General features: G+C 41.2%; 22 protein-coding genes. 10 read left to right on the plus strand and 12 right to left on the minus strand.

All coding sequences use genetic code 11. The features are described from left to right. Window positions 1-4: 4 nt before the first annotated feature. The 6 genes from PSH54_RS17460 to zapB form a co-directional block, all read right to left on the minus strand. Window positions 5-733 carry an SDR family NAD(P)-dependent oxidoreductase gene (locus tag PSH54_RS17460; protein WP_054983248.1) on the minus strand — a complete coding sequence of 243 codons (729 nt, stop codon included), beginning with the start codon at window positions 731-733 and terminating at the stop codon, window positions 5-7. Window positions 734-759: 26 nt separating this feature from the next. Further along, entirely contained in the window at window positions 760-1,248 is a 489-nt protein-coding gene (locus tag PSH54_RS17465; protein WP_096042383.1) for an FKBP-type peptidyl-prolyl cis-trans isomerase, read from the minus strand. Between the two features lie 67 nt (window positions 1,249-1,315). Beyond that, window positions 1,316-2,794, minus strand: coding sequence for a LysM peptidoglycan-binding domain-containing protein (locus tag PSH54_RS17470; RefSeq protein WP_273606706.1), 1,479 nt, complete (start codon window positions 2,792-2,794; stop codon window positions 1,316-1,318). A gap of 36 nt (window positions 2,795-2,830) precedes the next feature. Beyond that, on the minus strand, window positions 2,831-3,853 hold the full coding sequence (locus PSH54_RS17475) for an MBL fold metallo-hydrolase (RefSeq protein ID WP_273606707.1): 1,023 nt from the start codon (window positions 3,851-3,853) through the stop codon (window positions 2,831-2,833). Between the two features lie 62 nt (window positions 3,854-3,915). Continuing rightward, on the minus strand, window positions 3,916-4,218 hold the full coding sequence (locus PSH54_RS17480) for a cell division protein ZapA (protein ID WP_029772040.1): 303 nt from the start codon (window positions 4,216-4,218) through the stop codon (window positions 3,916-3,918). Next, window positions 4,218-4,448 carry a cell division protein ZapB gene (gene zapB / locus PSH54_RS17485; protein ID WP_024031454.1) on the minus strand — a complete coding sequence of 77 codons (231 nt, stop codon included), beginning with the start codon at window positions 4,446-4,448 and terminating at the stop codon, window positions 4,218-4,220. Before zapB ends, PSH54_RS17480 begins: the two co-directional genes overlap by 1 nt. A 238-nt stretch (window positions 4,449-4,686) precedes the next feature. Here zapB and PSH54_RS17490 point away from each other — a divergent pair, with 238 nt between their 5' ends. After that, window positions 4,687-5,526 (plus strand): 23S rRNA (adenine(2030)-N(6))-methyltransferase RlmJ, encoded by an 840-nt coding sequence (locus PSH54_RS17490; RefSeq protein ID WP_029772041.1) that lies wholly within the window; start codon window positions 4,687-4,689, stop codon window positions 5,524-5,526. A 43-nt stretch (window positions 5,527-5,569) separates the two neighbouring features. Here the strand turns inward: PSH54_RS17490 and PSH54_RS17495 are convergent, their stop codons facing one another. The 3 genes from PSH54_RS17495 to PSH54_RS17505 all read right to left on the minus strand — a co-directional run bounded on the left by PSH54_RS17495 (window position 5,570) and on the right by PSH54_RS17505 (window position 7,897). After that, entirely contained in the window at window positions 5,570-6,385 is an 816-nt protein-coding gene (locus tag PSH54_RS17495; protein WP_138579535.1) for an META domain-containing protein, read from the minus strand. A 117-nt stretch (window positions 6,386-6,502) separates the two neighbouring features. Next, window positions 6,503-7,069: a PhnA domain-containing protein gene (locus tag PSH54_RS17500; RefSeq protein ID WP_055252603.1), complete on the minus strand. Its 567-nt coding sequence runs from the start codon at window positions 7,067-7,069 to the stop codon at window positions 6,503-6,505. Window positions 7,070-7,138: 69 nt separating this feature from the next. Further along, window positions 7,139-7,897 (minus strand): substrate-binding periplasmic protein, encoded by a 759-nt coding sequence (locus PSH54_RS17505; protein ID WP_273606708.1) that lies wholly within the window; start codon window positions 7,895-7,897, stop codon window positions 7,139-7,141. Between the two features lie 145 nt (window positions 7,898-8,042). Here PSH54_RS17505 and PSH54_RS17510 point away from each other — a divergent pair, with 145 nt between their 5' ends. The 7 genes from PSH54_RS17510 (at window position 8,043) to PSH54_RS17540 (ending at window position 17,341) form a co-directional block, all read left to right on the plus strand. Next, a complete protein-coding gene (locus tag PSH54_RS17510) occupies window positions 8,043-9,308 on the plus strand; it encodes an EAL and HDOD domain-containing protein (RefSeq protein ID WP_273606709.1) in 1,266 nt (421 codons plus the stop codon). Between the two features lie 2 nt (window positions 9,309-9,310). After that, window positions 9,311-9,919, plus strand: a complete 609-nt coding sequence (locus PSH54_RS17515) for a paraquat-inducible protein A (RefSeq protein ID WP_273606710.1) — start codon at window positions 9,311-9,313, stop codon at window positions 9,917-9,919. A 63-nt stretch (window positions 9,920-9,982) separates the two neighbouring features. After that, window positions 9,983-10,348, plus strand: a complete 366-nt coding sequence (locus PSH54_RS17520) for a hypothetical protein (protein ID WP_024031447.1) — start codon at window positions 9,983-9,985, stop codon at window positions 10,346-10,348. Window positions 10,349-10,610: 262 nt separating this feature from the next. Next, window positions 10,611-11,933: a TolC family protein gene (locus PSH54_RS17525; RefSeq protein WP_273606711.1), complete on the plus strand. Its 1,323-nt coding sequence runs from the start codon at window positions 10,611-10,613 to the stop codon at window positions 11,931-11,933. A 4-nt stretch (window positions 11,934-11,937) separates the two neighbouring features. Next, window positions 11,938-13,473: an efflux RND transporter periplasmic adaptor subunit gene (locus PSH54_RS17530; protein WP_273606712.1), complete on the plus strand. Its 1,536-nt coding sequence runs from the start codon at window positions 11,938-11,940 to the stop codon at window positions 13,471-13,473. Then, complete coding sequence (locus PSH54_RS17535) at window positions 13,470-16,592, plus strand: efflux RND transporter permease subunit (protein WP_273606713.1); 3,123 nt, start codon at window positions 13,470-13,472, stop codon at window positions 16,590-16,592. The genes PSH54_RS17530 and PSH54_RS17535 overlap by 4 nt, the downstream gene beginning before the upstream one ends. A 293-nt stretch (window positions 16,593-16,885) precedes the next feature. Continuing rightward, entirely contained in the window at window positions 16,886-17,341 is a 456-nt protein-coding gene (locus PSH54_RS17540) for a hypothetical protein (RefSeq protein ID WP_004587628.1), read from the plus strand. A gap of 194 nt (window positions 17,342-17,535) precedes the next feature. Here the strand turns inward: PSH54_RS17540 and PSH54_RS17545 are convergent, their stop codons facing one another. From PSH54_RS17545 to PSH54_RS17555, 3 genes are all read right to left on the minus strand, one after another. Then, entirely contained in the window at window positions 17,536-19,023 is a 1,488-nt protein-coding gene (locus PSH54_RS17545; RefSeq protein ID WP_273606714.1) for a Ppx/GppA phosphatase family protein, read from the minus strand. Continuing rightward, window positions 19,016-21,103: a polyphosphate kinase 1 gene (gene ppk1 / locus PSH54_RS17550; protein ID WP_273606715.1), complete on the minus strand. Its 2,088-nt coding sequence runs from the start codon at window positions 21,101-21,103 to the stop codon at window positions 19,016-19,018. The genes PSH54_RS17545 and ppk1 overlap by 8 nt, the downstream gene beginning before the upstream one ends. Window positions 21,104-21,282: 179 nt before the next feature. Continuing rightward, window positions 21,283-21,789 (minus strand): glycine cleavage system protein R, encoded by a 507-nt coding sequence (locus PSH54_RS17555; protein WP_024031441.1) that lies wholly within the window; start codon window positions 21,787-21,789, stop codon window positions 21,283-21,285. A gap of 657 nt (window positions 21,790-22,446) precedes the next feature. On the opposite strand from PSH54_RS17555, the gene PSH54_RS17560 reads away from it, so the two are divergent. Both PSH54_RS17560 and pstA read left to right on the plus strand, forming a co-directional pair. Beyond that, on the plus strand, window positions 22,447-24,681 hold the full coding sequence (locus PSH54_RS17560) for an ABC transporter permease subunit (protein WP_273606716.1): 2,235 nt from the start codon (window positions 22,447-22,449) through the stop codon (window positions 24,679-24,681). 15 nt (window positions 24,682-24,696) lie between these two features. Then, entirely contained in the window at window positions 24,697-26,346 is a 1,650-nt protein-coding gene (pstA, locus tag PSH54_RS17565; RefSeq protein ID WP_004587623.1) for a phosphate ABC transporter permease PstA, read from the plus strand. Window positions 26,347-26,354: the final 8 nt, after the last annotated feature.

A 26,354-nucleotide genomic window follows, 5' to 3' on the forward strand; every position in this document is an offset into this window, starting at 1 on the left:
GTGCTCATTGTGTGGTATATCCGCCATCAATATTTTGTAGGCTACCGGTTATAAAGCTTGCATCATCACTTGCTAAAAAGCTAACTAACGCGGCAACTTCATCAGCTTGTCCTAAGCGGTTTAGCGGTTGAAGGCTTGCCTCTTCTGCCACTATATCGGCCTTGTTAGCCCCACTTTTTTTACAATAAGCATCTATCGCGTTATGAAATAGAGGGGTTTCTATTGTCCCTGGGCATACCGCATTCGCGCGAATATTAAATTGGGCGTAATCAAGCGCTGTGGTTTTTGCCATAGAAGCAAGAGCATGCTTTGTCAGGTTGTAGGCAAACGAGTTAGGTTTACCAATTATTGCCTGATCTGAGGCTATTAAAATAATGGCGCCATTGTTTTGCGCTTTCATGCTGGGTAGTACACTTTGTACAGCCGCATAGGCCCCTTTAACGTTCAATGCAAATAATGCATCGAAAGTATGCTCATCGGTATCCTCAATGCTAGCACTGAGGTGTTTACCGGCGTTAGAAACAAGTACATCTATGCGTGGGCTTTGTTTACAAATGGCCGTAATACATGCTTTTACAGCACTAACATTACTCACATCGCATTGGTGAAAAACCCCCAGCTCGCTGTACTCAATATCCAAATTGTGCACCGTGTAGCCATTTTCAATAAAGCGTTTTACAACTGCTAATCCAATGCCTTTTGTACCGCCTGTAACAATAGCAACCTTAGACATACTTGCTCCTAATTTAAGGTGTGTGATTAGTGAGAGTGACCACAGCCGCCTTCAGCGTGAACATGGCCATGCGAAATCTCTTCACTGGTTGCTTCACGAACCGATACCACTTCTAAATCAAACGTTAGCGTTTTGCCTGCAAACGGGTGGTTTAAATCGCAATCTGCATTAAAGCGGCCTACTTTAACTAATGTTACCTGGTGTTGGCCTTGGTTTGAGTGCACCATCGCAGTCATACCTGGTTTCCACACCTTTACGTCACCTTGTAGGTGCTTAAGCGGAATACGCTGAATTAAATCGTCAACTCGCTCACCGTATGACTCGCTTGGCTCAAGTGTTACGCTAAACTTATCGCCTGCGGCTTTGCCTTCAAGGGCTTTTTCTAAGCCAGGAAGCATGCCTTCGCTGCCATGAATATAGCTAAGAGGCGCGTGGTTTATACTGCTTTCTAGTTGCTCGCCCGCTTCGCTTAATGTGTAATGAAATTCAACTGCTGAATTTTTGCTAATTTGCATGCTTGTCTCTTTAAGTTTTTGACTAAGTTAAAAGCCGATTTTACGCGAAATACCGAGCTTTATAAACTCAGCGTGGTTGAATAAGTGATTTTTGTAGATCTTGCAGTAAATCTTGTTTTTGTTGCGGCTGTTTGGGTTTTTCTGCCTGGGGAATAAATAGCGTTAATTGCGTGCCAGGCTTTAAAATGCTTGAGGCACTTAAGTTGTTCCATTTAGCTAAATCACTGTGCGGCACTTCGTAAAGCTGACTAATGCTCCACAAGCTATCGCCTTGTTTTACTTCATAGCCTATTTCAAGAGTGGGGATCACGACTTCTTGTGGCTCTAAATAAGGACTAATTTGATAATCTATAGTGAGCGATTTTGGGAGCGTTTTAGGCTGTCCAACCAGCAGTTTTTCACCTATGCCTATCATATTATTTTGTTTGCCATTGAGCTGCTTTAACGCGCTTACTGACATGCTGAAGCGCCTTGCAATGCTGTATAGCGTATCATTTTTTTTAACGATGTATTCGCCTGCAAAATTAGACTTAAAAAACTGACTTTTTAACAGTGCCTCTTGGCCGATAGGTAAAAGCAATGAGTGGGGACCATTCGGTGAGCTTTGATTTTTTAAGTAGCCTTGGTTAAGCGCGTGCAACTGTTTTGAGCCAACCCCAGAGAGCTTAGCGATGACCGAAAAATCAAACTGCTGGCCAACATTCATTTGCGTTGTTATTGGTTTATTAGCCAGTTTAGGACGCTTAAAGCCTTTTTGCGGGTGTTTAACTAAGTAGCTTAGCGCTAACAGTTTAGGTACGTAGTCGGCCGTTTCTTTTGGCAGCTTTAGAGAAAAGTAATCGGTACTTTTACCGCGCTTTTTATTTCGCTCAATGGCTCGTTTAACACGCCCCTCACCACTATTATAAGCCGCTAGGGCGTGTAGCCAGTCGCCATCAAAGCGTTTGTTTAAATAGCTGAGGTATTCAAGTGCGGCATCGGTGGAGGCAAGTACATCTTGTCGGCCGTCATACCACTGATCGGATTTAATGCCAAAATGATGCGCTGTGGCGGCCACTAACTGCCAAACACCTACTGCTTGCTGCGATGAGGCAATGGTGGGTCTAAAATCACTTTCTACAAAGGGCAGTAAAGCCAGCTCCATAGGCAGGCGCTTTTGCTCAATTTTTTTTACGATATGATACAAATAAGGCGCGGCGCGTTTATTTACCGTGGGTAAATAGTTAGGTTGTTTTAAATACCAGTTAATACGCTTTTTTAAGGCGCGATTTTGATACACCGTAAAATGTAGGTTGTTGGCAATATGCACCCATAGGTTTTTAGCTTTGGCGGGGCGCTTTTTTACAATTGTTTTTTTTGCCTTTACTGGCGGCGCAGTATTGGCTTGCTGTAATTGTTTTGGCTGTACAGGCTCAAGCTCTATTTGGTTTTCGTAGCTTGGCTCAAAGTGAGTGAAAATTTGTGGTGCGTCTGTTTCGGGTTGTGTTTGTGTGCTGTTACAGCCATACAAAAAAATAATTACACAACTTACAAACAATCCACGCATCTTCATCTCTTATCTACAATCCTTTATTTTATAACACTACTGCGCGTGCTCAATTAACTGGGCGCGCTTAAGCCCAGCCTGTAAAAATAACTGGCTCGACTTTGTATTTAACGCTTCTTGTTTATATGGTGCTAAAACATCCGCAGGGAAACTCTCAGTAAGTTGCTCAAGCGTTTGTTTTTTATTGTTTTTCACATGGGTTATTAAATTTGTTAAAAACATTAAAGGCTGCTTAAGTTGCGCTTTTACAAGCGCCCCGCCGTGGCCGGGAAATATTGTACGCAAATTAGGCTGATTAATATAGCGTTTGAGCAAGGCTTGCCAATTTTGTAACTGGCCGTGGCCTGGGTAGGGTAGCCAGTCAACAATATCGCCGCCTATTAGCAGAGTGCCATTATTGGTACTAAGTGTTAAATCGCCGTTTGTGTGGGCTTTTTCGGGCGTTATTTGTACCGCAAAGTTACCTAAATCAATACTTTGTTGCTCGCTGATTACGGTGCTAGGTGATTTTAAGTGATAGGTTTTCCAACGCAAAAAACGTTGTTTAGCTAAAGAGAGCTTTTCGCGCCACTGTGTTTGCTGTTGCTCGGGCAATGTGGCTAAGCGCTGATAGCTCAGCTCTATACTTTTTTCATAGCCTGCTAACTTATCATCGTAAGCCTGTTGGTATGTGGCAAAATTATCGGCTACCTGTTGATGTACTATTAGCTGCGCTTTTGGGAAAGCGTTTTGTAATACGGCCATGCCGAGTAAATGGTCGTCATGAAAGTGGGTCGCAACTAAATAACAGAGCGGGGTTTTAAGGTGTTTTTTTAACTGTTTTGCCAGTGCTTCTACGGCTGCAAAGTTTCCGCTTGCATCAACCATTAGTGCGCATTGCTCGCCCTCTATGAGCACTTGGTTGGAATCGTAAAAGCGTAGCTTATCTTGTTGTTTTAAAAATTGTACATTTTCGTTTATTTGCTGCCAAGTAACCGCTGCCTTACTAGAGTGAGAAAATAGGCTAAGGGTAATAAAAAGGGCGGGGATTACAGTTACTAAAAGGGGTTTTAATGTCATTGTGTGTCTCTGCGCAGCATATATTTACCCTCATAATAAACAAAAAGCGCACGGGGCGCTTTTTATTTTTTTATTGGGTCACTCGCCAAGCATTGGCTGAGTTTATCAATGAGTTGATCTTGTTGCTGTTGCTCTACACTGGCATGCGTTTTAGCTTCTAGCAACTCATGGCTAAGTGTAAGTGCTGCTAAAAGTATCGCCTGTTGTTCGTTGCGAACTGATGAGCGTTGCTTTGTTTGCTCAACCAAGTCATTTAAATTTTGTGCTGCTGCTATTAATGCATCTTCTTGCCCAGCCGGGCATGCAAACTGCTGCTCTTTACCTAGCAACTCAACTGTGACCCGCTGGTTTTGCAGCTCAGACATTAGCTTGCCTGTTGTGCGCTTTGTAGTTTATCAAGTAAGCCTGTTAACGTAGAGCTGGCATCTTTTTGCTTTTCTTCGTTTTCAAGGGCTTCTAGTTGTAAAATTTCGTTTTCGTCACTTAGTTTTGCGTTTTGCTCTTTTAAGCTAGCAACATCTGTTTGTAATTGGTTGTTGCGCTCGATAAGCGAGTCAATCAGTTGTTCGAGTTGTTGAAGAGTTGTGTTGTTCATAAAGGCGCTCATATAACTGTAATTAATGTCATGCAAATGTAAAGCAAAGTGTGTTGTTTTGCCAGCATTTACGGTGGTTTTAGCACAATTTTATTGTTTATTAAGTGATAATTCAGGGTGGCGGCTTTTTTGTTCATAAATGGTTCACTTAACTGCTCGCAAAGCGGTGTATAGGTTGCCAAAATACAGAGCTTATGGTTCACTGCCGATATTAAATTGCGTATAGCGAAAATTAACAATGCTTAGTTACAGACACTCTTTTCATGCAGGTAACCCTGCCGATGTGCTTAAACATTTAGTACTTGCACAGGTACTTCAATATCAAACCATTAAAGATAAACCTCTTGATTATATTGATACCCACTCTGGTGCGGGATTTTTTGAGTTAAGTTCATCTGATGCCCAAAAAACACAAGAATACAAAGAGGGCATTGCTAAGCTTTGGCAACATAGCAGTGAGCACGAGGCGCTAAACGATTATATTGCATTAATTAAATCGTTTAATGATGGGGATGAACTGGCGTTTTACCCCGGTTCGCCAAAAATTGCTGAGCATTACTTACGTCGTCAAGACAAAGGCTGGTTTTTTGAATTACACCCGCGCGATTTGCAGTTACTTGAGCAAAACATGCAAGGTAAGCGCTCTATTCGCGTACGTGGCGAAAACGGTTTTGCCGGATTAATAGGGTTACTTCCGCCAGCTTCACGCCGTGCATGTGTGCTTATTGACCCACCTTATGAGATAAAAGACGATTACGATACTGTAGTAAGCACACTAGTTAAGGCGCACCAGCGCTTTGCTACCGGCACATATATGATTTGGTATCCCGTTGTTGATAGAGAGCGAATCAATACAATGGAGCAAGGGCTGATTGAGTCGGGAATGCGTAATATTCAATTATTTGAGTTAGGCACGCAAGCGGATACTGACGTACACGGTATGACGGCATCAGGCATGATTGTTATTAACCCACCGTGGAAATTAAAACAAACTATGGACAGCATATTACCTGAGTTAGTTGAACTTTTAAGTGAGCCTAGCGGATTTTATAGAAGCGAGCAGTTAGTCGACGAATAACTGCCTGCCATTATGTAAAGTAAAAGCCCAACTGGGCTTTTACTTAATTAAAATAAACCGCATTAAAGGTGGCAAGTGTGTTGCCACTGCTATCTTTTAATTCTAAAGACTCGCCTTCTATAGCCCACTTTTGCGTGTTATTGAGCATATTTAACATAGCCGCTTCTTGCTCCATGCTTTGTGAGCACATTTTTTTTGTACTTGCCAATTGGCTAAACGAAATTGAATGTTGCTCTGTGCTATAGCTACCGCTGACGTTATTACACCCTAGAAAGCCGTTAACGCGGTTATCTTTATCAAATTGTATAAATGGCTCTTTTGTTCTTACACTGACTGTTTGCGCGTTAATTGTAACGGCTTTCCAGTATGTATTTGCAAGGGTAACATCGCTTTTAGGTGAGGCGACTTTTTCAAGCTCAATTTCGTGAAGAATCCCCGAGTTTGCATTTTTAAAAGGGTCGTATTGCATTGTGCTGGTATAAAGAACCTTGTCTTTATTAATGATTCTAGCGGTGAGGTTATAGCGGTGTTTATCAACAATGTTGTTGTCATCATAAGCTAGCTCCACGGTATACGGCGGTGCTTTATTTATATCAATTACTTGTTGCGTAATTATTTCGGCTTTTACATCTGCTTTTGACACATCAGATAGCGTTACAATTAGTTGTGAGCCAGGGCGTGGCATACTGCGATCTTTATAGCTCACTTGCGTGGTTAAACCCATAACGCTTTTTTCTTGTACTGTGGATTGTGATTCGTTAGCTGGTTTTTCACAGCCCGCTAATGTGAGTGCACTTAGGGCTAATAAACCTAAGCCAGTAAATGTGCGTTTTTGAAACCTAAATTGCTGCTTTGCCATGCTTGCGCTCCTTATTCCTATATTGCTGGTAAGTGTAGGGGGGGGGAGCTTAATCATGGCTTAATTTTGTAAGGCACAAAAAAAGGCGCTAATGCGCCTTAATATAATGCTTTAACGCTATTTTTTTACAAACTTTGTTAAAATAACAATACGTTGGCCGTCTACTCGCCCTTCAATATGTTCAGGGTTATTTGTTAAGCCTATATTGCGTACTGCTGTGCCGCGTTTGGCGGTCAAGCTACTACCTTTAACGTCTAAGTCTTTAATTAAAGTAACCGTATCGCCAGCTTGTAGCACTACGCCGTTACTGTCTACGTGTTTTATATCGTCATCTTCAGCAAGGGCTTTTTTCGCCCAAGTAAGGGTGTCTTCTTCTAGGTAAATCATATCTAGCGCATCTTGTGCCCAGCCATTATCAACAGCTAAGCGCGTTAGCATTCTGTAAGCCACTACTTGTACGGCAGGTGTTTGGCTCCACATGCTGTCGTTTAAACAGTGCCAATGTGTTGGGGTAAGCTCGCTGTTGTTTTCTATTTGATCTTTACAGGTTTGGCAGGTGTAAATGCATTTGTCTGAATGGGTTTCGGTAACAGGAGGCACTTCGTAAACAGATAAGTGTTCGGTTGCGCTGCATAATTCACACTGGTTATTACTGCGCTCGATTAAGGCTTTTTCAATACTCATAAGGCGTTCTTATATAGGAAGAGGTTTACATTTGGCCGTATTATACCCTAGCAAAGGTGGGCGGCGATACTAATCCCTTAAATTTTGTGCGGGTATTGGGTTAATGTATTTATCTTCTATGCGTTTTATGTAACCACTGCTATGTAAGTGCGCAAGTGCTTGGTTAATTTTAGGCAGTAACGCTTTGTGTTTAGCAAGTAAACGCACTCTTAAATAACCATGCGAATGCTGGGCGCCAAACTCAGTATTAATATTTAATTGTTTAGACCAATACGCTGCGGTATGAATACCCATAATAGCAACGTCAATACGCGCTTTAGATAATGCAATCATTAGCTCTTTTTCAGAGGGAAAATCGACGCGGTTAAATTTTGCATCATCATGGTAGTAGTAGCCAAGTACTGTACCGACCTCTTTAGAGTATAAACTTTGCTTAGTTTGATACTGCGCGACGTTATCAGGCAGCGCGACAATCATTTCGGTTGCGGGGATCAGCGGCTCTGAAAAAATATAGTAAGGATTATCTCGCTCGCTTTGCGCTAACCATTTTAAAGAAATTACATCAAAATCAATAAAGCCGTTTTCTAAATATTTGGTAATTCGCTTAGTGGGAAGCTCAAAGTGATTGGCGGTAATATTTGCTTGCGCCATTAAAGCGGTGATTATTTCTGGCAAAATGCCGGGTTTTTCTGGGTTGCCGGTGTAAAAAGGGTAGTGACTACCTGACGCACTGACATTGTAATTTAGTTCTGGCTGGTTTTGCTGGGCATGAGCAAACGTAGCAAGATGCAAAATAAATAAGGATAAAAACAACTTTAAAAAATACAAATACGTAACCTTTGCTAAGCTTTTAACCTTGAGCGTTATGTAATTTAACTCCGCTTGCAATGATCCTAGAATCTTCATAGCAGTTGAATTACAGTGTATAACCTCATTGTAATAAACAGCGCCAAATTAGATAGGTTTTTATTAAGTGAATCCCACAAATATTTTTCAGAACGGACAAAAGCTAACACAGTTTGTTGCAAGGCAACCTATTTTTGATGCGCAGCAGAATGTGTTTGCTTATGAGCTGCTTTATCGTGATTCAGCCCATAATGCATTTCCTGTGGGAACATCTGATGAGCAAGCAACTAGCCGTTTGTTTTTTAATACACTGATGATGCTAGGGCCAGACAAACTTACAGCGCATCATTTAGCGTTTATTAACCTTTCTTCAGCCACTATTTTAGAAAACTTTCCTAAATTGTTAGTACCACAAAATTGTGTGTTAGAAATCGTTGAGCGTACGAACAAAATAGCTGAGGTAACTCAGCGCGTGAAAGCGCTCAAGCAAGAGGGATACAAGTTTGCCTTAGATGATTACGATGGCGACGATAAATGGGCGCCATTACTTGCGCATGTAGATTACATCAAAATTGAAATGGACGATGTAATAATTAAAACTAATATGCGCATAAAAAAAATTAAACGCGCTAATCCGCATGCAAAAATTATTGTTGAGCGCATAGAAACTCATGCGCAATTTCACTCGTTAAAACAAGCCGGTTGCGATTTATTTCAGGGTTACTTTTTTGCCCGCCCAGAGATGATCACTTACAAAGATGTGGAGCCGGGTAAGTTGATTGTGTTTGATTTACTGCGCTTTACGGCAAAAGAATCTTTATGCTTTGATGAAATACAAAAACAAGTAGCCAGAGACGTGGCAATTACAGCGCGAGTATTGAAATTAGCGAATGCCCGCTCGGGCAGTACTAAATTAACAATTACTTCTATTTCGCAAGCGGTTGTGTATTTAGGAGAGGACAGCATAAGGCAACTGGTACGCGTGCTGGCGCTGAGCGAATTAGGCGCCGATAAACCCTCAGAACTCACAAAACTTGCCTTAACCAGAGCGCAGTTTATTGCGCTATTGCTAGGGCAAAACCACGCAGAACTGGTTGGTCAGGGCTACTTGGTTGGGTTGTTTTCTGTGATGGATGCAATTTTAGATACAAACCTTGAAGCAATTGTTAAAGAGTTTTCGCTAGATGAAAGTATTGCCCAGGCATTATTAAACAATGAGGGCATTTTAGGGCAAAGCCTTGCGCTTATTAGGGCGTTTGAACTAGATGAAATGGATAAAATAGCGGTGTTAATGCCGGCAATAAACAGTGATTTGCATATAGGTCATATTTTTAATTATGTTCTTGATGCACTGTTGTATAGTGACGAAATTATTGAGGCTATTGCAGAATAAATATGCGTAATTGGTTATCTATTTTAAGTATTGTGGTTGCATTAGGGCTGTTATTTCCTGGTGTTACCAAACCTGTATTATCGATTGAGGGGAACATTGATAAATCGCAACTCGCCAAAGCAGGCATAGAAATGCTGGCTGAGGAAGGCGATGGCCGTACCCGTAGTATGTTAATGATGTTCTCTAGCATGTTAGGACTTGATAAATTAGAGGGTGAAATAAACGCGTATAGCAAAACACAAAGTATTTGGGGAACCGTAAACGAGCTAGCTAATAATAATAATTTATTGGTAGCGGCGTTAGTTGGGTTGTTCTCTATTGTGATCCCAAGCTTAAAATTACTGCTGCAATTACTGTATTGCTGCTTGTCGCCCAGCAGATTTAAAAATAAGTTAGGTGTGGTTATTTGCGCACTGAGCAAGTGGAGCATGGTGGATGTGTTTGTTATTGCGTTAATAGTGACTTATTTGGCAGGCAATGCACATGGGCAAAGTAGCGATTTACTAATTATGCATAGCTCTTTTGGTGAGGGATTTTGGTATTTTAGTGCTTATTGTATTTTTGCTATTTTAGCGAGTAGCTTAATTAAACCGCCTAAAAAAGAAAATTAATTATTTGAGTTAGCTTAATAACTCAAATATTATTACTGGGTAATTTACTTAATAGGTTTTGTTTTGCAGCGTTTTTACTCAAATTTACTCGTTGTTGTGATGCTACTCACGTTTGTGGGGCAAGCCGTTGCGTCTGTAAATCAGCAGTGCGAAATGCCACATATGAGCCTATCAGCAAAGCATGCCACACATGTAATGAGCGAGAGTAAATTGCATACAGGTATGATGGAAATGGATTGCTGCAGTGATGAAGCAGATGTTCAAAATGATTGTCATTGCCCAATAAATGGCTGTGGAAGCAGCTCTATTTTAACGTCCCCGGCCTTATTTACTGCTTTTTCGTTATCGAGTGAAAAAGTTACCCAGCTTAATAGCGGTATTTCCTCCCCACCTAGTAATACCTTATATCGCCCTCCTATGTTTGCTTAAACGCAGGATAGGTGTGATACCAATCGACTTGATTATTTAGTCATTTAGCGTGCCAAATAAAGCGTTAACAGCGTTATAAACCTCTCGTGTAGAGCAACTACATGTCGATGTTTATGCCTTGTTATCACTCTATTTAACTGTCGCTATAAATAACTAATAACTCAACACCATTGGTATGAGTGAAATTTAGCTATATTCGCTAAAAGCGCCTGTTCTGCTTGTTAATTTAAGATTTTATTTTTAATTTTAGATGGAGCAGGCAATGACCCGCACTGTAATTTTTAAAGCTTTATTACTGAGCGCCACCTTATTTGGTGCTGTATTTAATAGTGATGCTATAGCAAAAGCATCAACCCTTAATTTAACGGATGCCATAAACCTAGCGCTCAATAACGAGCCGTGGCTGAGCGCCAGTGAGCAAAAGCAAGCCGCCGCCACAGCGCAAAGTATTGCTGCAGGAACACTACCAGATCCCGTATTAAGCATAGGTTTGCAAAGCGTACCCGTAGATGGCTTTGCGTTTGATCAAGAAAACATGACGCAGTTAAAGCTGGGTATAAGCCAAAGCTTTAGCCGTGGTAATAGCTTGGCTCTTAGCCAACAAGCAATAAAAGAAGAAGCACTTGAGCAGCCGTGGCTTAGGGCCCAGCGAAAGGCGCAAGTAAAAGCTAGGGTAATGGAGCTGTGGTTAAATGCCTACAGAGCGCAGCAAAGTATTGCGTTAATTGAACAAGATAAAGCATTGTTTAGCCAGTTAATTGAAGTTACCGAAGCCAGTTACTCCAGTAGTTTAGGTAAAACCCGTCAGCAAGATATTATTCGCTCTCAATTGGAGCTCACACGCCTTGAAGATAAACTGATTGTATTAGCGCAGCAGCTAGATGCCGCTAAACAAGGGTTAGCCCAGTGGTTACCACAGAGCATATTACGCCAACCATTAAGCCTAACTTTTACAGCGCCAGCCCCGCTTACCCAATTTAATAGCTTAGACTTTGATGAGCTCATTAAGTTACTTATGGCGCATCCCTCTATAGTGGCTATAGATCAACGTATAGCCGCTAAACGCACACAAGTGAGCCTTGCTAAACAAAGTTATAAGCCACAACTTGGCGTAAATATGGGTTATGGCTACCGCGCTGATAACCAAGCTGGTGAGTCGCGTGCTGATTTGCTTTCGGTGGGGGTGAGTATTGACTTACCTTTATTTACCGATAACAGGCAAGATCAGCAAGTTAATGCGGCTATTGCTAATGCAGAGGCCATTAAAACCGACAAACGCGTGGCGCTACAAAGCCTAAAAGGACAGTACTTTAAAGAGGTTAGTCAGCTTGAGCGAATTGAGCAGCGCAATACGCTTTATCAAAACACATTATTACCGCAAATGTCGCAACAAGCTCAGGCTACTTTAAACGCGTATACCCGTGACGATGGCGACTTTTCTGATGTTATGCGCGCGCGTATTAGTGAGCTAAACGCCAAAATAGATGCCCTTAATATTCAAATAGACAAACACATAATTATTGCTCGCTTAAATTATTACGCAGCCAGTTTAGACTCGCTAGTAATGGCTGAGTTGCAAGGATAAAACAATGAAAACTAACTTAAAATACCTTGTAGCGCTGCTTATTGGTGCCACGATAATGTTTATTGCTAATCGTTGGTTGATTGATGACACTGAGCACTTAGCCACAACCGCTGATAATAAAAAAGCGAAGCCGCTGTATTGGGTTGCTCCCATGGACAGTAATTATAGGCGCGATGAGCCAGGGCTATCTCCAATGGGGATGGAGCTTGTGCCTGTATATGCAAACGCTGAAAACGACAGCCCAGGTACTATAAAAATATCACCTGAAGTGGTTAATAACTTAGGCGTTAAAACCAGTAAAGTGCAACTGAAAACACTACAAAGTGATATTCAAACAATCGGTTATGTGCAATACAATCAAGATCAGTTAACCCATATTCACCCTCGCGTAGAAGGGTGGATAGAAACTTTATTTGTAAAAGCGCAAGGAGAGCCCGTTAGTGCTGGTGAGCCACTTTACACGCTTTACTCTCCTCAGCTTGTGAACGCACAAGAAGAATTTTTACTCGCAGTAAATAGAAAAAACAGCGTATTGATCCGGGCTGCTAAAGCCCGTTTAGAGTCGCTAAATGTGTCTGATGGCTTTATTGAGCGCTTAGAAAAAAATAAAAAAGTGATGCAAAACATTACATTTTACGCGCGTCAAAGTGGAGTGCTTGATGAGCTTAATATACGTGAAGGTTTTTATGTTAAGCCTGGCACCTCAATGATGAGCATCGCTAAACTAGATCAAGTATGGGTAGAGGCAGAAGTATTTGAGCGCCAAGCAGCTTTAGTGAGCAAAGGGCTCTCCGTTACAATGACCCTTGATTACATTCAAGGTAAGCAGTGGCAGGGCGTAGTAGATTACATTTATCCAGCGCTGAATGCTCAAAACCGTACTCTACGTGTAAGGCTGCGTTTTGAAAATACCGCAGGGCTACTTAAACCTAATATGTTTGCCCAAGTAAGTATTCACACACACAGTGACTCACCGCAATTAGTTATACCTAAGCAAGCGCTTATTCGTACAGGCGCACAAAACCGAGTAGTACTTGCTCTAGGCGATGGGCGTTTTAAATCGGTGGCGGTAAAAGTAGGGCAAATTAGCCAACATGAGGTGGCTATTCTATCGGGCATTACCAAAGAAGACCATGTTGTGACTGCTGCGCAGTTTTTAATAGACTCTGAATCGAGTAAAGACTCGGACTTTAAGCGTATGAGCGCGCCAAGCACTAACGCCATGAGCGACATGTCTAACATGGAAATGGACAAGGCTGAAGCGGTTCAAACAGCTACAGTAATGGGAACCATAAATAATATAAACGCAGCGCAGCGGGTTATTAATATTAGCAGAGAGGCTATCGCTAAATGGAACAGAGGCCCTGCTACTATGGACTTTATACTTGCTAAAGAGCTTGATATTAGTGCGCTTTCCCCTGAACAGCAGGTTCATTTTACGTTTAGCATTATTGAGGGCGAATTTGTAATAAGCAAAATTGCTGAGCACCCTACTGACGAAGGCGCAGTTCATCATTCAATGCATGGGGAGTCATTATGATAGCTGCTGTTATTCGCTGGTCGGTCGTTAATCGTGTTCTCGTATTGTTACTGAGTATTATTGTATTTGGCGCGGGTATTTACAGTGTTAAACAGACACCCGTTGATGCGCTTCCGGATTTATCGGACGTACAGGTAATTGTTAAAACCAGCTACCCAGGCCAAGCACCCCAAGTAGTGCAAGACCAAGTTACCTTCCCGCTCACCACGGCAATGCTGTCTGTGCCCGGCGCTAAAACGGTGCGCGGTTTTTCGTTTTTTGGCGACTCGTATGTGTATATTATTTTTGATGAAAATACCGATATTTACTGGGCCCGAAGCCGCGTACAAGAGTATTTAAGTCAGGTAGAAAGCCGCTTGCCGGCAAGTGCAAAGGCACAACTTGGGCCCGATGCCACAGGAGTGGGGTGGGTTTATTTATATGCGTTAGTCGATAAAACAAATCAGCTCAATATTAGCCAACTTCGTAGCTTGCAAGATTGGTTTTTAAAATTTGAACTGCAAAGCGTTGAAGGTGTATCTGAGGTAGCCGCTGTAGGTGGCATGATAAAGCAATACCAAGTGGTTGTAGACCCCGTTAAGTTACGTGCTTATGGCCTTCCTCTTAGTTTGATACAAACTGCAATTAGCCAAGGTAATCAAGAAACTGGCGCCTCAGTAATCGAAATGGCTGAAGCCGAATACATGGTAACCAGCACAGGTTATATTAAAAGTGTCGCCGACTTAGAAGCCATTCCATTAGGAATTAACGCCCAAGGAAGTGCATTACAATTACGAGATGTAGCGGATGTGCGCTTAGGTCCTCAAATGCGACGAGGCATTGCAGAGCTAAATGGCGAAGGCGAGGTTGCGGGTGGCATTGTGGTGATGCGTTATGGCGAAAACGCCCAAGAAACGATTTCTCGGGTAAAAGCAAAACTTGAGTCTTTAAAACAAGGGTTACCCGAAGGGGTTGAAATAATTCCGGTTTACGACCGCTCCACGTTAATAAAAAGCGCGGTTGATAACCTAAGTAGTAAATTGTTTGAAGAGCTCATTATTGTAGCCTTAGTGTGCGTGGTATTTTTATTTCATGTGCGCTCATCGCTGGTGGCTATTATTACCTTGCCTATGGGTATATTAATGGCTTTTATTGTGATGTATTGGCAAGGTGTAAACGCTAATATTATGTCGTTAGGCGGGATTGCTATTGCTATTGGCGCTATGACAGATGGTGCTATCGTAATGATCGAAAACATGCATAAACACATGGAAAAAACGCCACTGACCAAGCAAAACCGCTGGCAAATAGTGACTAAATCGGCCACCGAGGTAGGCCCTGCGTTATTTTTTAGCTTGCTCATTATTACTGTAAGTTTTATGCCTGTATTTATTTTAGAGGCGCAAGAAGGGCGCATGTTTGCCCCGCTTGCTTATACCAAAACGTATGCAATGGCAGCCTCTGCCGGTTTAGCTATAACGTTAGTACCGGTGCTAATGGGCTACTTTATTCGGGGTAAGGTCATTGCTGAGCATAAAAACCCTGTTAATAGAGCCTTGGTTGCAGGGTATAAACCGCTGTTAGCTACCGTACTTAAATTTCCAAAAAGTACGTTATTTATTGCATTTATAGTGACGGTTATAGGCTTTTATCCGGTAAATAAAATAGGCAGTGAGTTTATTCCTTTGCTAGATGAAGGCGACTTAATGTATATGCCAACAACTTACCCAGGGCTCTCTATTGGTGAAGCACGAAAAATTTTACAGCAAACAGACAAGCTCATAGCCTCTGTGCCTGAAGTAAAAACTGTATTTGGTAAAATAGGGCGCGCCGATACTGCAACCGACCCCGCACCGCTGACAATGATTGAAACCTTTATTCAATTTAAGCCAAAATCACAGTGGCGAGAGGGCATGACGAAGCAGAAAATTAAAGCAGAGCTGGAAAGCTTAGTTGCATTACCGGGCCTTACAAATGCGTGGGTTATGCCAATAAAAACGCGAATTGATATGCTTGCCACCGGTATTAAAACGCCTGTGGGTATTAAAATTGCGGGCCCAAGCCTGTTAGAAATTCAAAGCATTGGGCAGCAAATTGAGCAATTGTTAAAAGATGTGCCCGGCACAGCCTCAGTGTATTCAGAGCGTGTAGCCACAGGGCGTTATATTAAAGTGGATATAAACCGCGAAAAAGCAGCACGGTATAATCTAAATATAGCCGACGTACAACAGGTTGTAGCCACAGCAATTGGCGGCTCAAACGTGACTGAAACAATCGAAGGGCAACAGCGTTACCCGGTAAATTTACGCTACCCGCAGAGCTTTCGTGCTTCGCCTGAAGATTTAAAATTATTACCTATTATTACACCGTCAGGCCAACATATTGCACTTGGTGATGTTGCTAAAGTATTTATTGAAGATGGCCCTACCGGCATTAAAAGCGAAAACGCGCGTTTAAATGGGTGGAGCTTAATTGATATTAAAGGCAGTGATATTGGCAGCTATGTAGCACAAGCTCAGCAAGTACTTAGCGATAACCTACAATTACCCGCTGGTTATTCAATTACTTGGGCAGGGCAGTACGAATACATGCAACGCGCAAAAGCAAAGCTTAGTTATGTGATCCCGCTTACACTCGCGATTATTGTAATACTGCTATACCTTAATTTTAAATGCCTAAGCGAAGTACTTATTATTATTGCCACCCTTCCTTTGGCTATGCTGGGCGGCATTTGGCTGATGTACTTTGAAGCGTTTAACTTTTCGGTGGCAGTGGGTGTAGGGTTTATTGCATTGGCCGGTGTTGCCGTAGAGATAGGCGTCATAATGCTTGTATATTTAAACCAAGCTTATACAGAGCAGCGCCAGCAGTGCGAGCAAACTGGAACAGCATTTAACTTACAAGCGTTACAACACGCTATTATGCAAGGTGCAGGGCTAAGAGTGCGCCCCGTAATGATGACGGTAGCTACCATTATTGCTGGCTTATTACCCGTTTTATACGGCACCGGCACCGGTAGCGAAGTGATGAGCAGAATAGCTGCGCCGATGGTAGGTGGGATGCTAAGCGCAATTATACTTACGTTATTGGTTATACCTGCGGTGTATTTACTCTGGAAAAAGCAGCATATTAGTCAATAGGTGTTGTTCTTTGTGAGTTAAAACTTGCTGAATGTAGGGGCGGTTAAATTGCGGTGTACGGTTTGTACCCTCGTGCGCTTGATAGCAGCCCCTATTTCAGCAGGCTCTAATAGCACACTGTGGGCAATACCTGTTTTATTGCCCTATAAAAATTACCCGTATTTTGTAACTTGTACCAAATAACCCGCCTAGCTCCTGTTTTTTTATTTTTAATGCATTGTTTTTAATTGAGTTTATGTTGGCACGGTTTACGCAACCTATACCTTATACAGTCAACTTAGTAAGGAATGCACATGCAAGTTAAAACAATTAAAGAAGTGTACGATTGGACCGTTTTATTTCACACACAAATGGCGGCAAATTTTTACAGCGTTAAGGAGTTACTTGATGAACGTAACGCGATGCTAGTGGACTATTATTTAGATTATGAAAAAAAGTTAGCTGAAGACTTAGTTGGCTTTAAAGCAATTACAGAGATCAACACCTTAGATACTTACAGCTACGAATACTTTGCAGACAACCCCGAGTTAATTACGTTTAACGATATTAGCAAAGACCAAGAATTTGATGAAAAGGTGATTCAAAACTATCTCTCTGAGCAGCACAAAAAAGTAATCGAACTTTACGAGTACTTATTAGAGCGCGCTGAGACAGAAAACGGTAAAGAAAAGCTCGAGCAAATTTTAGAGCTTGAAAAGCAAGGCGTTAAGCAAATGATGCAAAGCTCAAACCGCCATATGGATATGTAAACCTGATAAAATAACTCGGTTGTTATCTTTATCGGTAAAGCTTCAAACGCCCTTGGGTTTACCCCAAGGGCGCTTTATTATGTGTGCTTTACATGGGGCGTAAGTAAAGCAGCAAGCTCACTTTAAAAAGCACGTGTCGCAATTACATTACTTTAGAACAAACAATGTCACGGGCTTTTAATAGCCTTATAAAATTAAACGCACTCAAACTGAATCCCTGCTTTTTTAAGATAGAGCTGCTCTTGCTCTAGGTCTGCTTGTAGCAATGTATGCTCTTGCAAATAGCTGTTACTAAACTTAATAAACAAGCCTAAGTTGCTTGCGCTTATTTCCATATCCGGCTTTAAGCTCACTTGGCGCTTTTGATTAAATAAAATGGCCAAGCGTAAAATAACAATCAGTTTAAGCACGTGCTTTTGAGAAATAGTTAAAAACTCTGGCAGCTCAGTCAGTTTAATTTTTTTACGATAAAAGCGTATAAGTGAGCTTAAAATAAGTTGCTCTTGCTGCGTAAAACCGGGTAATTGACTATTCGCCACTATATAAGCGCTGTGTTTGTTAATCCCCGATGAGTTAATTGATAAACCAATTTCGTGTAATTTTGCTGCCCAAGTTAACAAAGCAATATCGTCGTTATTATCTAAATGCCATACATTTTTTAACTGTTTATAGAGCCAAATAGCCGTATCGGCAACACGCGCTGCATGCGCTTTATCAGCAGTGTAGCGCTCACTTAAGTTATTAATGGTGTTTGAGCGAATATCTTTATGGGCCAGCTTTTGCTGCATTTCGTGCAGCAACCCTTCGCGCAAAGAAAAATCGCTGTAGGTCAGCTCTTTAATGGCAAACCCTGTAAATATCGCAATTAAAATTGCTAAGCCACCGCATATGCTTTGTTGGCGCTCGGGTGTAAGCCCTGCAATAGCTAAGTTATCAATATGTTTAGCACTAATAAACTGTTGTTTTAACGCGAGTAAATCGTCGTAAGTAATGTTAGGTTGTTGCGGGTTTGTGGCGCTTATCATTGCTAAAATTGACTTTATAGTGCCCGAGGTGCCAATTACTGATTGCCAATTTTCGCTTACATAATTAGAAAAAATGGCTTCAAGCTCTTGCTCGGCTCTTATTTGCGCTTTGTTAAAGCGTTTGGCCGTTATTTTTCCATCGCTAAAAAACTGCTTTGTAAAGCTAACGCAGCCCATATTACGGCTAGATAAAAGCTTATGCTTAAAATGTTTACCTATTATAAGTTCGGTACTGCCACCGCCAATATCGATCACTAAACGGTTTTCTTCATTATGAACATAATGCGCAACGCCCTGATAAATAAGGCGCGCTTCTTCTTGACCTGCAATTACATCAATATGAAAAGGAAATACAGCGCTAGCTTGGGCTAAAAAGGCGTTAATATTTTTAGCGCGCCTAAAAGTGTAAGTGGCAGCTACCTTTACATTACTTGCGGGGAACTCATGTAAGGTTTTAGCAAATTGCTTTAGTACCACGAGGGCGCGGTCTATTGCAGCTTGGCTTAAGCGAAATTTATCATCTAGTCCATCGGCTAAATAAACGCGTTGTTTTTCTTTGTGCAAAATTTGCAAAGTGCCGTTTACTTCTCGGGCAACCACTAAATGAAAGCTGTTGGAGCCTAAATCAACTGCGGCTATTGAAGGGTGATCATTCATTATAATAAGTGTGTTCCCATTTTTTTAGATAATCGTAAATTGCTATCTGCGAGCGAATTTTTTTACGGTTACCCCTTCTTACATAAGCGTTTTTTTGCTCGCTATCAATAATGCGTGCTTTGGTACGGTCTTTAAATTGTAGCTCTAATATATCAACTATAAGGCGTTTTAACTTAACATCCAAAATAGGAACACCTACTTCAACACGATGATCTAGGTTACGTGTCATCCAATCAGCAGAAGATATAAATACTTTTTCATCGCCATTGTTACCAAATACCATTACGCGAGGATGCTCTAAAAAGCGATCAACAATACTAATTACCTTAATATTATCGCTAAGTTTAGGCACCCCAGGGATGAGCGAGCACATGCCACGTACAATAATTCTAATTTTAACGCCGATTTGTCCAGCTAGGTAAAGCCTGTCTACCAGCTCTTTATCGACGAGGTTATTTATTTTTACCGTTATTTTGCCTGGTTTGTTGTTTTTAACATGGTCAATTTCGTTATTGATTAAATCAAGCAGCGTTTCACGGGCATTAATTGGTGCAAGCATTAAGTAGTCAAATTTGAACGGTTTATAACTGCTTTCTATAAATCTAAATACGCTGTCGCTTTCTTCACAAATACCAGTGTGGCGAGTAAATAGGCTAAAGTCAGTGTAAATTTTGGCTGTTTTTTCATGGAAATTGCCTGTGCCAATATGAGCATATTTTACTATTTGGCCTTTTTCTTTACGGTGTACCACACATAATTTACTGTGCACTTTTAGTGCGGGTATACCAAAAATTACTTTAATACCTGCACTGCTTAGCACCTTTGCCCATTCAATATTATTTTGCTCGTCAAAACGTGCTTTTAGCTCAACCATAACGGTTACTAATTTACCGTTTTGAGCGGCATTGATTAACGATGAAATCAGCCTCGATTTGCTCGCTACACGATAAATATTAACCTTTATTTGCGTAACCTTAGGGTCGAAGGCCGCTTGGCGCACATATTCAAGCACATGATTAAAAGTATGATAGGGGTAATACAGTAAAATATCTTGCTCGCTTATAGCGTCAAATACACTGGCATGTTTATTAAACGCACTACTTTGCAATGCTGGGAGGGGTTTGTTTTCTAAATATTGGCGCCCTACATTAGGAAACGATATAAAGTCTCTAAAATTACGATAACGCCCCCCAGGAATTAACGCATCATGATGCGTGACACCGAGGCGCTTTTTCATCACTTTTAGCATGTTTTCAGGCATGGCTTGATCGTAAACCAACCTTACTGGCTCAGCATAAATACGTTGTTTTAACCCTTTGGACATTTTATCAAGTAAGCCAGCCTCTAGCTCGTCGTCTAGGTTGTACTCTGCATCGCGAGTTAATTTTATTGCATAACCGGCAATGCTTTTATAAGAAAAAAAGCTACTAAATACATCGTTTAAAAAGTAAGTGATGACATCATCAAGCATTACAATAGTTTTATGACGGCGGGTTTTTTCTGGAGGCAGGTTTATAAAGCGATCAACCCTGTCGGTGGGTACCTCAAGCATTGCGTAATAACTTTTTTCATCACTCATTTCTACAAATAAGTAGGTCATGGTGTCGTTTATATAGGTAGAGAAGTCTTTGTTCTCGTTTAGCAAAATAGGAGAGGTATGTTGCAAAACGTGATCATGAAAGTAATTTTTTAACCAGTTTAAATGAAACTCACTGAGCTCATCGGGGCGACTAACATGAATGTTATGGTGGTTTAAGTCTGTTAATACCTGCTGATGTATGTGGTTAAATTTTTTACCTAACTGGAGTACTTTTTTTTGTATCTCACTAAGCAGTATTTCGTCTTCTTCAAAATTAGCATCGGGGAGTTTATTTAATAAAATTCGGCGCTTTACATCAGCAACCCGTACTCTAAAAAATTCATCTAAATTATTAGAGAAAATGCCCAAAAAGCGCATGCGCTCAATAATCGGGTTATTTTTATCTTTAGCCTCTTGTAGTACACGCTCGTTGAATGACAGCCAGCTTAATTCTTTTGCAAAATATTCAGTTGTTTGAGGGGGCTCTATATGGGCATTCATATCTATTCCGTTATCAGGATATGTTTCAAATTTAATTTGGGGCTGTGTCTGCGCTTATGAGGTTAACAATGTAAAAAGCGATAAAAGTAGTAATAATCAGCCCTTTTTAACTTAAACATACGCCAGTTAGATGACATAAAAATGACTACCATGTCATTTTTATGTCAACGGCGTTTGGGCTATGCCTCTTCAATATCTACAATTAAATCACTGGTAATCGATTCAAGTGCATCAATAACTTCTTCTTTATTCATACCACTGGGTAAGGTTACAGTCGCTACGGCACTAAAAATAGGCACTCCCCAATTTGGCGCACTTTGTTGCCTTGAGTTTAAGTGAGTAATGCTAGCGCCTTTGTGGCGTATTACACTTGCCAGCTCCTGAACAATGCCCGGGCGGTCATTGCCAGTAATGACAAAATTTATTTGCTCTTTGCTACTTGGCTCTACTTCTGTGTTGCCAGTTTCTATCCGTACGTCGAGTTTAGGTAAGGCATTTAATGCGTTTTGCAATGCTTCAAAGTGCTCTTGCGCTACTTCTACCTGAATAATACCGGCAAAGTGGCCTAGTAAGTGGCTTAAATTACTGCTCAGCCAGTTACCCTTATTTTGCAAGATAACCGATGAAATACTTTCTACTAATCCGGGCCGGTCTTGCCCTAAAATGGTGATCACCAACTGCTTCATAAATAGCTCTCTCTAAGCCTGAAAATGTAAATGCGTAGGCATTAAGTGTTTATAACGTTTCTATCATTGTAGTGGGTAATATAAACCCATAAAAAACTAATTGTTTATTATTACTTATTTGTGTCTTTATCGTTGAGTTTTTTAACTTTAGCGCTGCGGTCTGGTTTCGTTATACATAGATTTAGTATTGTCTGCGTTAAATTGTTTGTCCAATAAAAGCACAAATTAGTTCCTTCAAGAACATAAATACACTCTGAATTTATTAACAATTTTATAGCATTTTTGATAACAAGTGTCATTTATGAACCATAACATTTATTTTTTTAATGCTTTGAGCGCTATGTACTTTATTTAACCATAAAAGTGTTAACAACTAATGCGCCATAAAAGCATAAATTTAGTCATCTCCAGCAGGGCAGTAAAACGCGTTATTAAATAGCTAAATAGGCACTAATTTAGGGCGTTTATATTAAATATTTCCCCTTTTTTGTATCGATTTATGTTGTGGCATATCAGTGAGTAACAATTTAGCAAGCGCTGTTATTAGAAAAAAGGACTGATTTTAAAGCATTTAGGCGGGTATTTATTACATCTGTAACATTACTGTCATCTTGATGAAATATAATTTGTGCAACGACAGAATTAAAGGGTGTTTTGATGACTTCCAATCCGAATAAGCCGACTTTAAATACGGATCGAAGCCGTCTATTTAAAGACCGGTTTGCAAAGTGGGGTATTTCCGCAGGCGGAGTAATGGTATTAATAGCATTGTTATTAATATTCTTTTACCTTCTTTATGTAGTACAACCAATTTTTGAATCAGCAAAAGTAGAAAAACGTAACAGTTTTAACGTTGCTAATGCTGAACAAATTGTGGGCTTAGGTGTTGAGGAGCAAACTGAGGTTGCTTTTTTACTCTCTCAGCAAGGAGAGGTAGATTTTTATAGTGTGCAAGATGGCAGCTTTGGTAAAAAGCTTAAAACATTAAGCGCCGAGCTACCTAGTGATGCATCAAGCTTTGCAAACAGTGCGCCGTTTCAGGGGCATTATGCGTTTGGTTTAGAAAATGGCTCAGTGGTGCTGGTAGCACCTAAGTTTTTAGTTACTTTTCCTAACAACGAAAGAAAGCTAACGCCACGTTTAGATTACCCACTTGGCAAAATGGCATTAGAAGTTGACGAGCAAGGTGCTGCCATTAAGCGTTTTGCATTTAGTCATTACGAAGATAAAACAGCCGTGGTTGCTTTAACCGAAGACAAACGCGTTTTATTTAGCAGCTTTGTTGCTGAAGAAAACATGTTTACCGGTGAAGTAGAATGGGTAGTTGAGCGCACTGAGCTTAATATTGAAGGCCGTGTTGATGAGCTTTTAATTTCGCCAGACACCACCCGCACATTTGTACGTTCGGCAAATCAAATTTATGTTTACGATACACGCTACCCAAGCGAAGTAGAGCAAATTCAGCTGCTTTCGGCTAACGAAGAAAGTGCTAACTTAGTGTCTGCGCAGCTACTTGCTGGTGCTAACTCACTCATGCTTGCAAACGATAACGGTGAAGTATCGCAGTGGTTTGAAGTCAATACAGACAGCGGCCGTGAGTATCAGAAAATTCGCTCGTTTGAAACAACTAAACAAAGCAAGCTGAACATTTTTACCGAGTTTTATCGTCGAACTTTCTTCACTACAAGCAGTAACGGTGAGTTAGGTGTGTATTACACCACTAGTGAGGCAAAACTTTGGCAAGGTAAAGTAAGTGATGGCGAGATTAAAAACTTTGCTATAGCTCCGCGCTCAAATGCAGCCCTTATTTTAGCCGATAACCAACTAACCGTATTAGAAATTCATAATGAGCACCCAGAGGTTACCTGGTCTGCACTTTGGCAAGAAGTGTGGTACGAAGGTTACCCTGAGCCTGGTTATATTTGGCAATCTACATCGGCAAGTGATGACTTTGAGTCTAAATTTTCTTTGGTTCCTATTTCGTTTGGTACGTTAAAAGCAGCGCTTTACGCCATGCTATTTGCAGTACCTATTGCGCTTTCTGCCGCTATTTACACCGCTTACTTTATGTCGAGCGAGCTGCGTAAAGTGGTAAAGCCAACGGTAGAAATTATGGAAGCCCTCCCGACCGTAATATTAGGCTTTTTAGCAGGCCTGTGGTTAGCGCCACTTATAGAAGAGCACCTACCTGCTATTGTCGGCTTACTGATTTTATTACCGTTAGGTGTGCTAGCAACAGCACTAGGTTGGACTAAGTTACCAGCGAGTATTCGCCATAAAATCCCTGAAGGGTCGCACTCTATTTTACTTATTCCGGTTGTATTATTTATAGGCTGGGTATCGTTTGCAATGAGCGAAACAGTAGAGCTTTGGATGTTTGATGGCAATGTACGTCAGTACCTAACTAACGAGCTGGGTATGACGTTTGACCAACGTAATTCATTAGTGGTGGGGATTGCGATGGGCTTTGCCGTTATTCCTACTATATTCTCGATTGCAGAAGATGCCGTATTTAGTGTTCCTAAACATTTATCAAATGGCTCACTAGCACTTGGTGCTACGCAGTGGCAAACGCTAGTACGTGTTGTACTACTTACAGCAAGCCCAGGTATTTTCTCTGCCGTGATGATGGGACTTGGCCGTGCAGTAGGCGAAACCATGATTGTATTAATGGCAACAGGTAATACGCCAATTATGGATTGGAGTATTTTCCAAGGTATGCGTACGCTTGCAGCAAACATTGCGGTAGAAATGCCTGAGTCAGAAGTAGGCAGCTCGCACTATAGAATATTATTCTTAGCAGCATTTGTACTATTCATATTCACCTTTATTTTCAACACAGTGGCTGAGTTTGTTCGTCAGCAACTGCGTGAAAAATACAGTTCAATGTAAGTGGAGAGACACGACATGGTAAAGCAGTGGTTTAAGTCTGGTTCTCCTTGGATTTGGATGACAGGTGGTGCGGTAAGCATCAGCTTAATTTCAGTTCTCGGTTTATTAGCAATGATAGCTTGGAAGGGATTAAGCTTTTTCTGGCCATCAGAGGTAGTTCAATTTGAGCTAGAAGGGTCTATTTCAAAACAAACCATCATTGGTGAAGTTTACGACCGAGAACTTGTGCCTACAGCGCGTTTAGCTGCAACAGGTATTGATGTATCAGATTTTAATAAAGACGAGGTTGAGCGTTTACTTATAAAAACAGGTAACCGCGAATATGTAGATTTAGATTTTCGTTGGATATTAGAAACCGATATTACTGAGCAAAGTACACCGGCTACGCTTGCTGTATTTGAGCGCAGTAAAAACGGTAACTTTTATGGCTACATAGAAGGTGTAATTAAAGATGGAAAGCCGGTTACTGGCGATAAAATCGAAACCTTACATGAGCTAGTAGAGCGTGCGGTTGATTTAAACGACGAAGCGCTTGATTTACAAAATGGCGACATTGGTCACATCAACTACGAATTAGAGCGTCTTCGCTTACAAGAAAAAGCGTATCTACTTGATGATGAACTAACCGATGAGCGTGTTGCTGAGCTTGCTCAAGCACGTGCCGAGTTACGTAACGAATATGCAGTACTTGAAAAAGAGTTATTTGCACTGCGTAAAAAAGCCAAGCGTGACCAAGTTTTAGTTAAGGACATGCGTGGTGAAGTAGTCACCATTCCACTGTATCAAGTGCTTGATGTTTGGTTGCCTAACGACATGGGCTTTTTCTCAAAGTTAGGTCATTACTTTGTACAACTGGGTAAGTTTGTATCAGACGACCCACGTGAAGCAAACACCGAGGGCGGCGTATTCCCTGCTATATTTGGTACAGTATTTATGGTTATGCTGATGGCCGTTATTGTGACCCCATTTGGTGTTGTAGCTGCAATTTACTTACATGAATACGCAGCTAAAAATGCAGTAACTAAGATGATTCGTATTGCGGTAATTAACCTTGCCGGTGTACCGTCTATTGTTTACGGTGTATTTGGCTTAGGCTTTTTTGTTTACATGTTAGGTGGTAGCCTTGACCAACTGTTTTACCCAGAAGCTGCGCCTACGCCAGTATTTGGCACGCCGGGTGTTATGTGGTCTGCGCTTACATTAGCTATTCTTACATTACCGGTTGTTATTGTATCAACCGAGGAAGGTTTATCGCGTATTCCAAGTACAGTGCGTGATGGTTCATTAGCGCTTGGTGCAACCAAAGTTGAAACCTTATGGCGTATTATTATTCCTATGGCAAGCCCAGCAATTATGACAGGTTTAATACTTGCTGTTGCTCGAGCGGCCGGTGAAGTTGCGCCGTTAATGCTCGTAGGTGTGGTAAAAATGGCCCCTACGTTACCACTTGATGGCAACTTCCCTTATTTTCACTTAGATAGAAAGTTCATGCACTTAGGCTTTCATATTTATGATGTGGGCTTTCAAAGCCCGAATGTTGAAGCGGCACGCCCGCTGGTATACGCAACGGCCTTCTTATTAGTGTCGGTGATTATTACCCTCAACATAACAGCGATAGGCATACGTAACCATTTACGTGAAAAATTCAGATCGCTTGAACACTAATTAGTAAA

The sequence above is a fragment of the Pseudoalteromonas sp. Angola-30 genome (assembly GCF_028599215.1).
Lineage (GTDB): Bacteria > Pseudomonadota > Gammaproteobacteria > Enterobacterales > Alteromonadaceae > Pseudoalteromonas > Pseudoalteromonas atlantica.

Excerpts from the sequence above, each read along its gene's own strand:
- PSH54_RS17460 (WP_054983248.1), bottom strand. The coding sequence starts at position 733 with ATGTCTAAGGTTGCTATTGTTACAGGCGGTACAAAAGGCATTGGATTA.
- PSH54_RS17465 (WP_096042383.1), bottom strand. The coding sequence starts at position 1,248 with ATGCAAATTAGCAAAAATTCAGCAGTTGAATTTCATTACACATTAAGC.
- PSH54_RS17470 (WP_273606706.1), bottom strand. The coding sequence starts at position 2,794 with ATGCGTGGATTGTTTGTAAGTTGTGTAATTATTTTTTTGTATGGCTGT.
- PSH54_RS17475 (WP_273606707.1), bottom strand. The coding sequence starts at position 3,853 with ATGACATTAAAACCCCTTTTAGTAACTGTAATCCCCGCCCTTTTTATT.
- PSH54_RS17480 (WP_029772040.1), bottom strand. The coding sequence starts at position 4,218 with ATGTCTGAGCTGCAAAACCAGCGGGTCACAGTTGAGTTGCTAGGTAAA.
- zapB (WP_024031454.1), bottom strand. The coding sequence starts at position 4,448 with ATGAACAACACAACTCTTCAACAACTCGAACAACTGATTGACTCGCTT.
- PSH54_RS17490 (WP_029772041.1), top strand. The coding sequence starts at position 4,687 with ATGCTTAGTTACAGACACTCTTTTCATGCAGGTAACCCTGCCGATGTG.
- PSH54_RS17495 (WP_138579535.1), bottom strand. The coding sequence starts at position 6,385 with ATGGCAAAGCAGCAATTTAGGTTTCAAAAACGCACATTTACTGGCTTA.
- PSH54_RS17500 (WP_055252603.1), bottom strand. The coding sequence starts at position 7,069 with ATGAGTATTGAAAAAGCCTTAATCGAGCGCAGTAATAACCAGTGTGAA.
- PSH54_RS17515 (WP_273606710.1), top strand. The coding sequence starts at position 9,311 with ATGCGTAATTGGTTATCTATTTTAAGTATTGTGGTTGCATTAGGGCTG.
- PSH54_RS17525 (WP_273606711.1), top strand. The coding sequence starts at position 10,611 with ATGACCCGCACTGTAATTTTTAAAGCTTTATTACTGAGCGCCACCTTA.
- PSH54_RS17530 (WP_273606712.1), top strand. The coding sequence starts at position 11,938 with ATGAAAACTAACTTAAAATACCTTGTAGCGCTGCTTATTGGTGCCACG.
- PSH54_RS17535 (WP_273606713.1), top strand. The coding sequence starts at position 13,470 with ATGATAGCTGCTGTTATTCGCTGGTCGGTCGTTAATCGTGTTCTCGTA.
- PSH54_RS17540 (WP_004587628.1), top strand. The coding sequence starts at position 16,886 with ATGCAAGTTAAAACAATTAAAGAAGTGTACGATTGGACCGTTTTATTT.
- PSH54_RS17545 (WP_273606714.1), bottom strand. The coding sequence starts at position 19,023 with ATGAATGATCACCCTTCAATAGCCGCAGTTGATTTAGGCTCCAACAGC.
- ppk1 (WP_273606715.1), bottom strand. The coding sequence starts at position 21,103 with ATGAATGCCCATATAGAGCCCCCTCAAACAACTGAATATTTTGCAAAA.
- PSH54_RS17555 (WP_024031441.1), bottom strand. The coding sequence starts at position 21,789 with ATGAAGCAGTTGGTGATCACCATTTTAGGGCAAGACCGGCCCGGATTA.
- PSH54_RS17560 (WP_273606716.1), top strand. The coding sequence starts at position 22,447 with ATGACTTCCAATCCGAATAAGCCGACTTTAAATACGGATCGAAGCCGT.
- pstA (WP_004587623.1), top strand. The coding sequence starts at position 24,697 with ATGGTAAAGCAGTGGTTTAAGTCTGGTTCTCCTTGGATTTGGATGACA.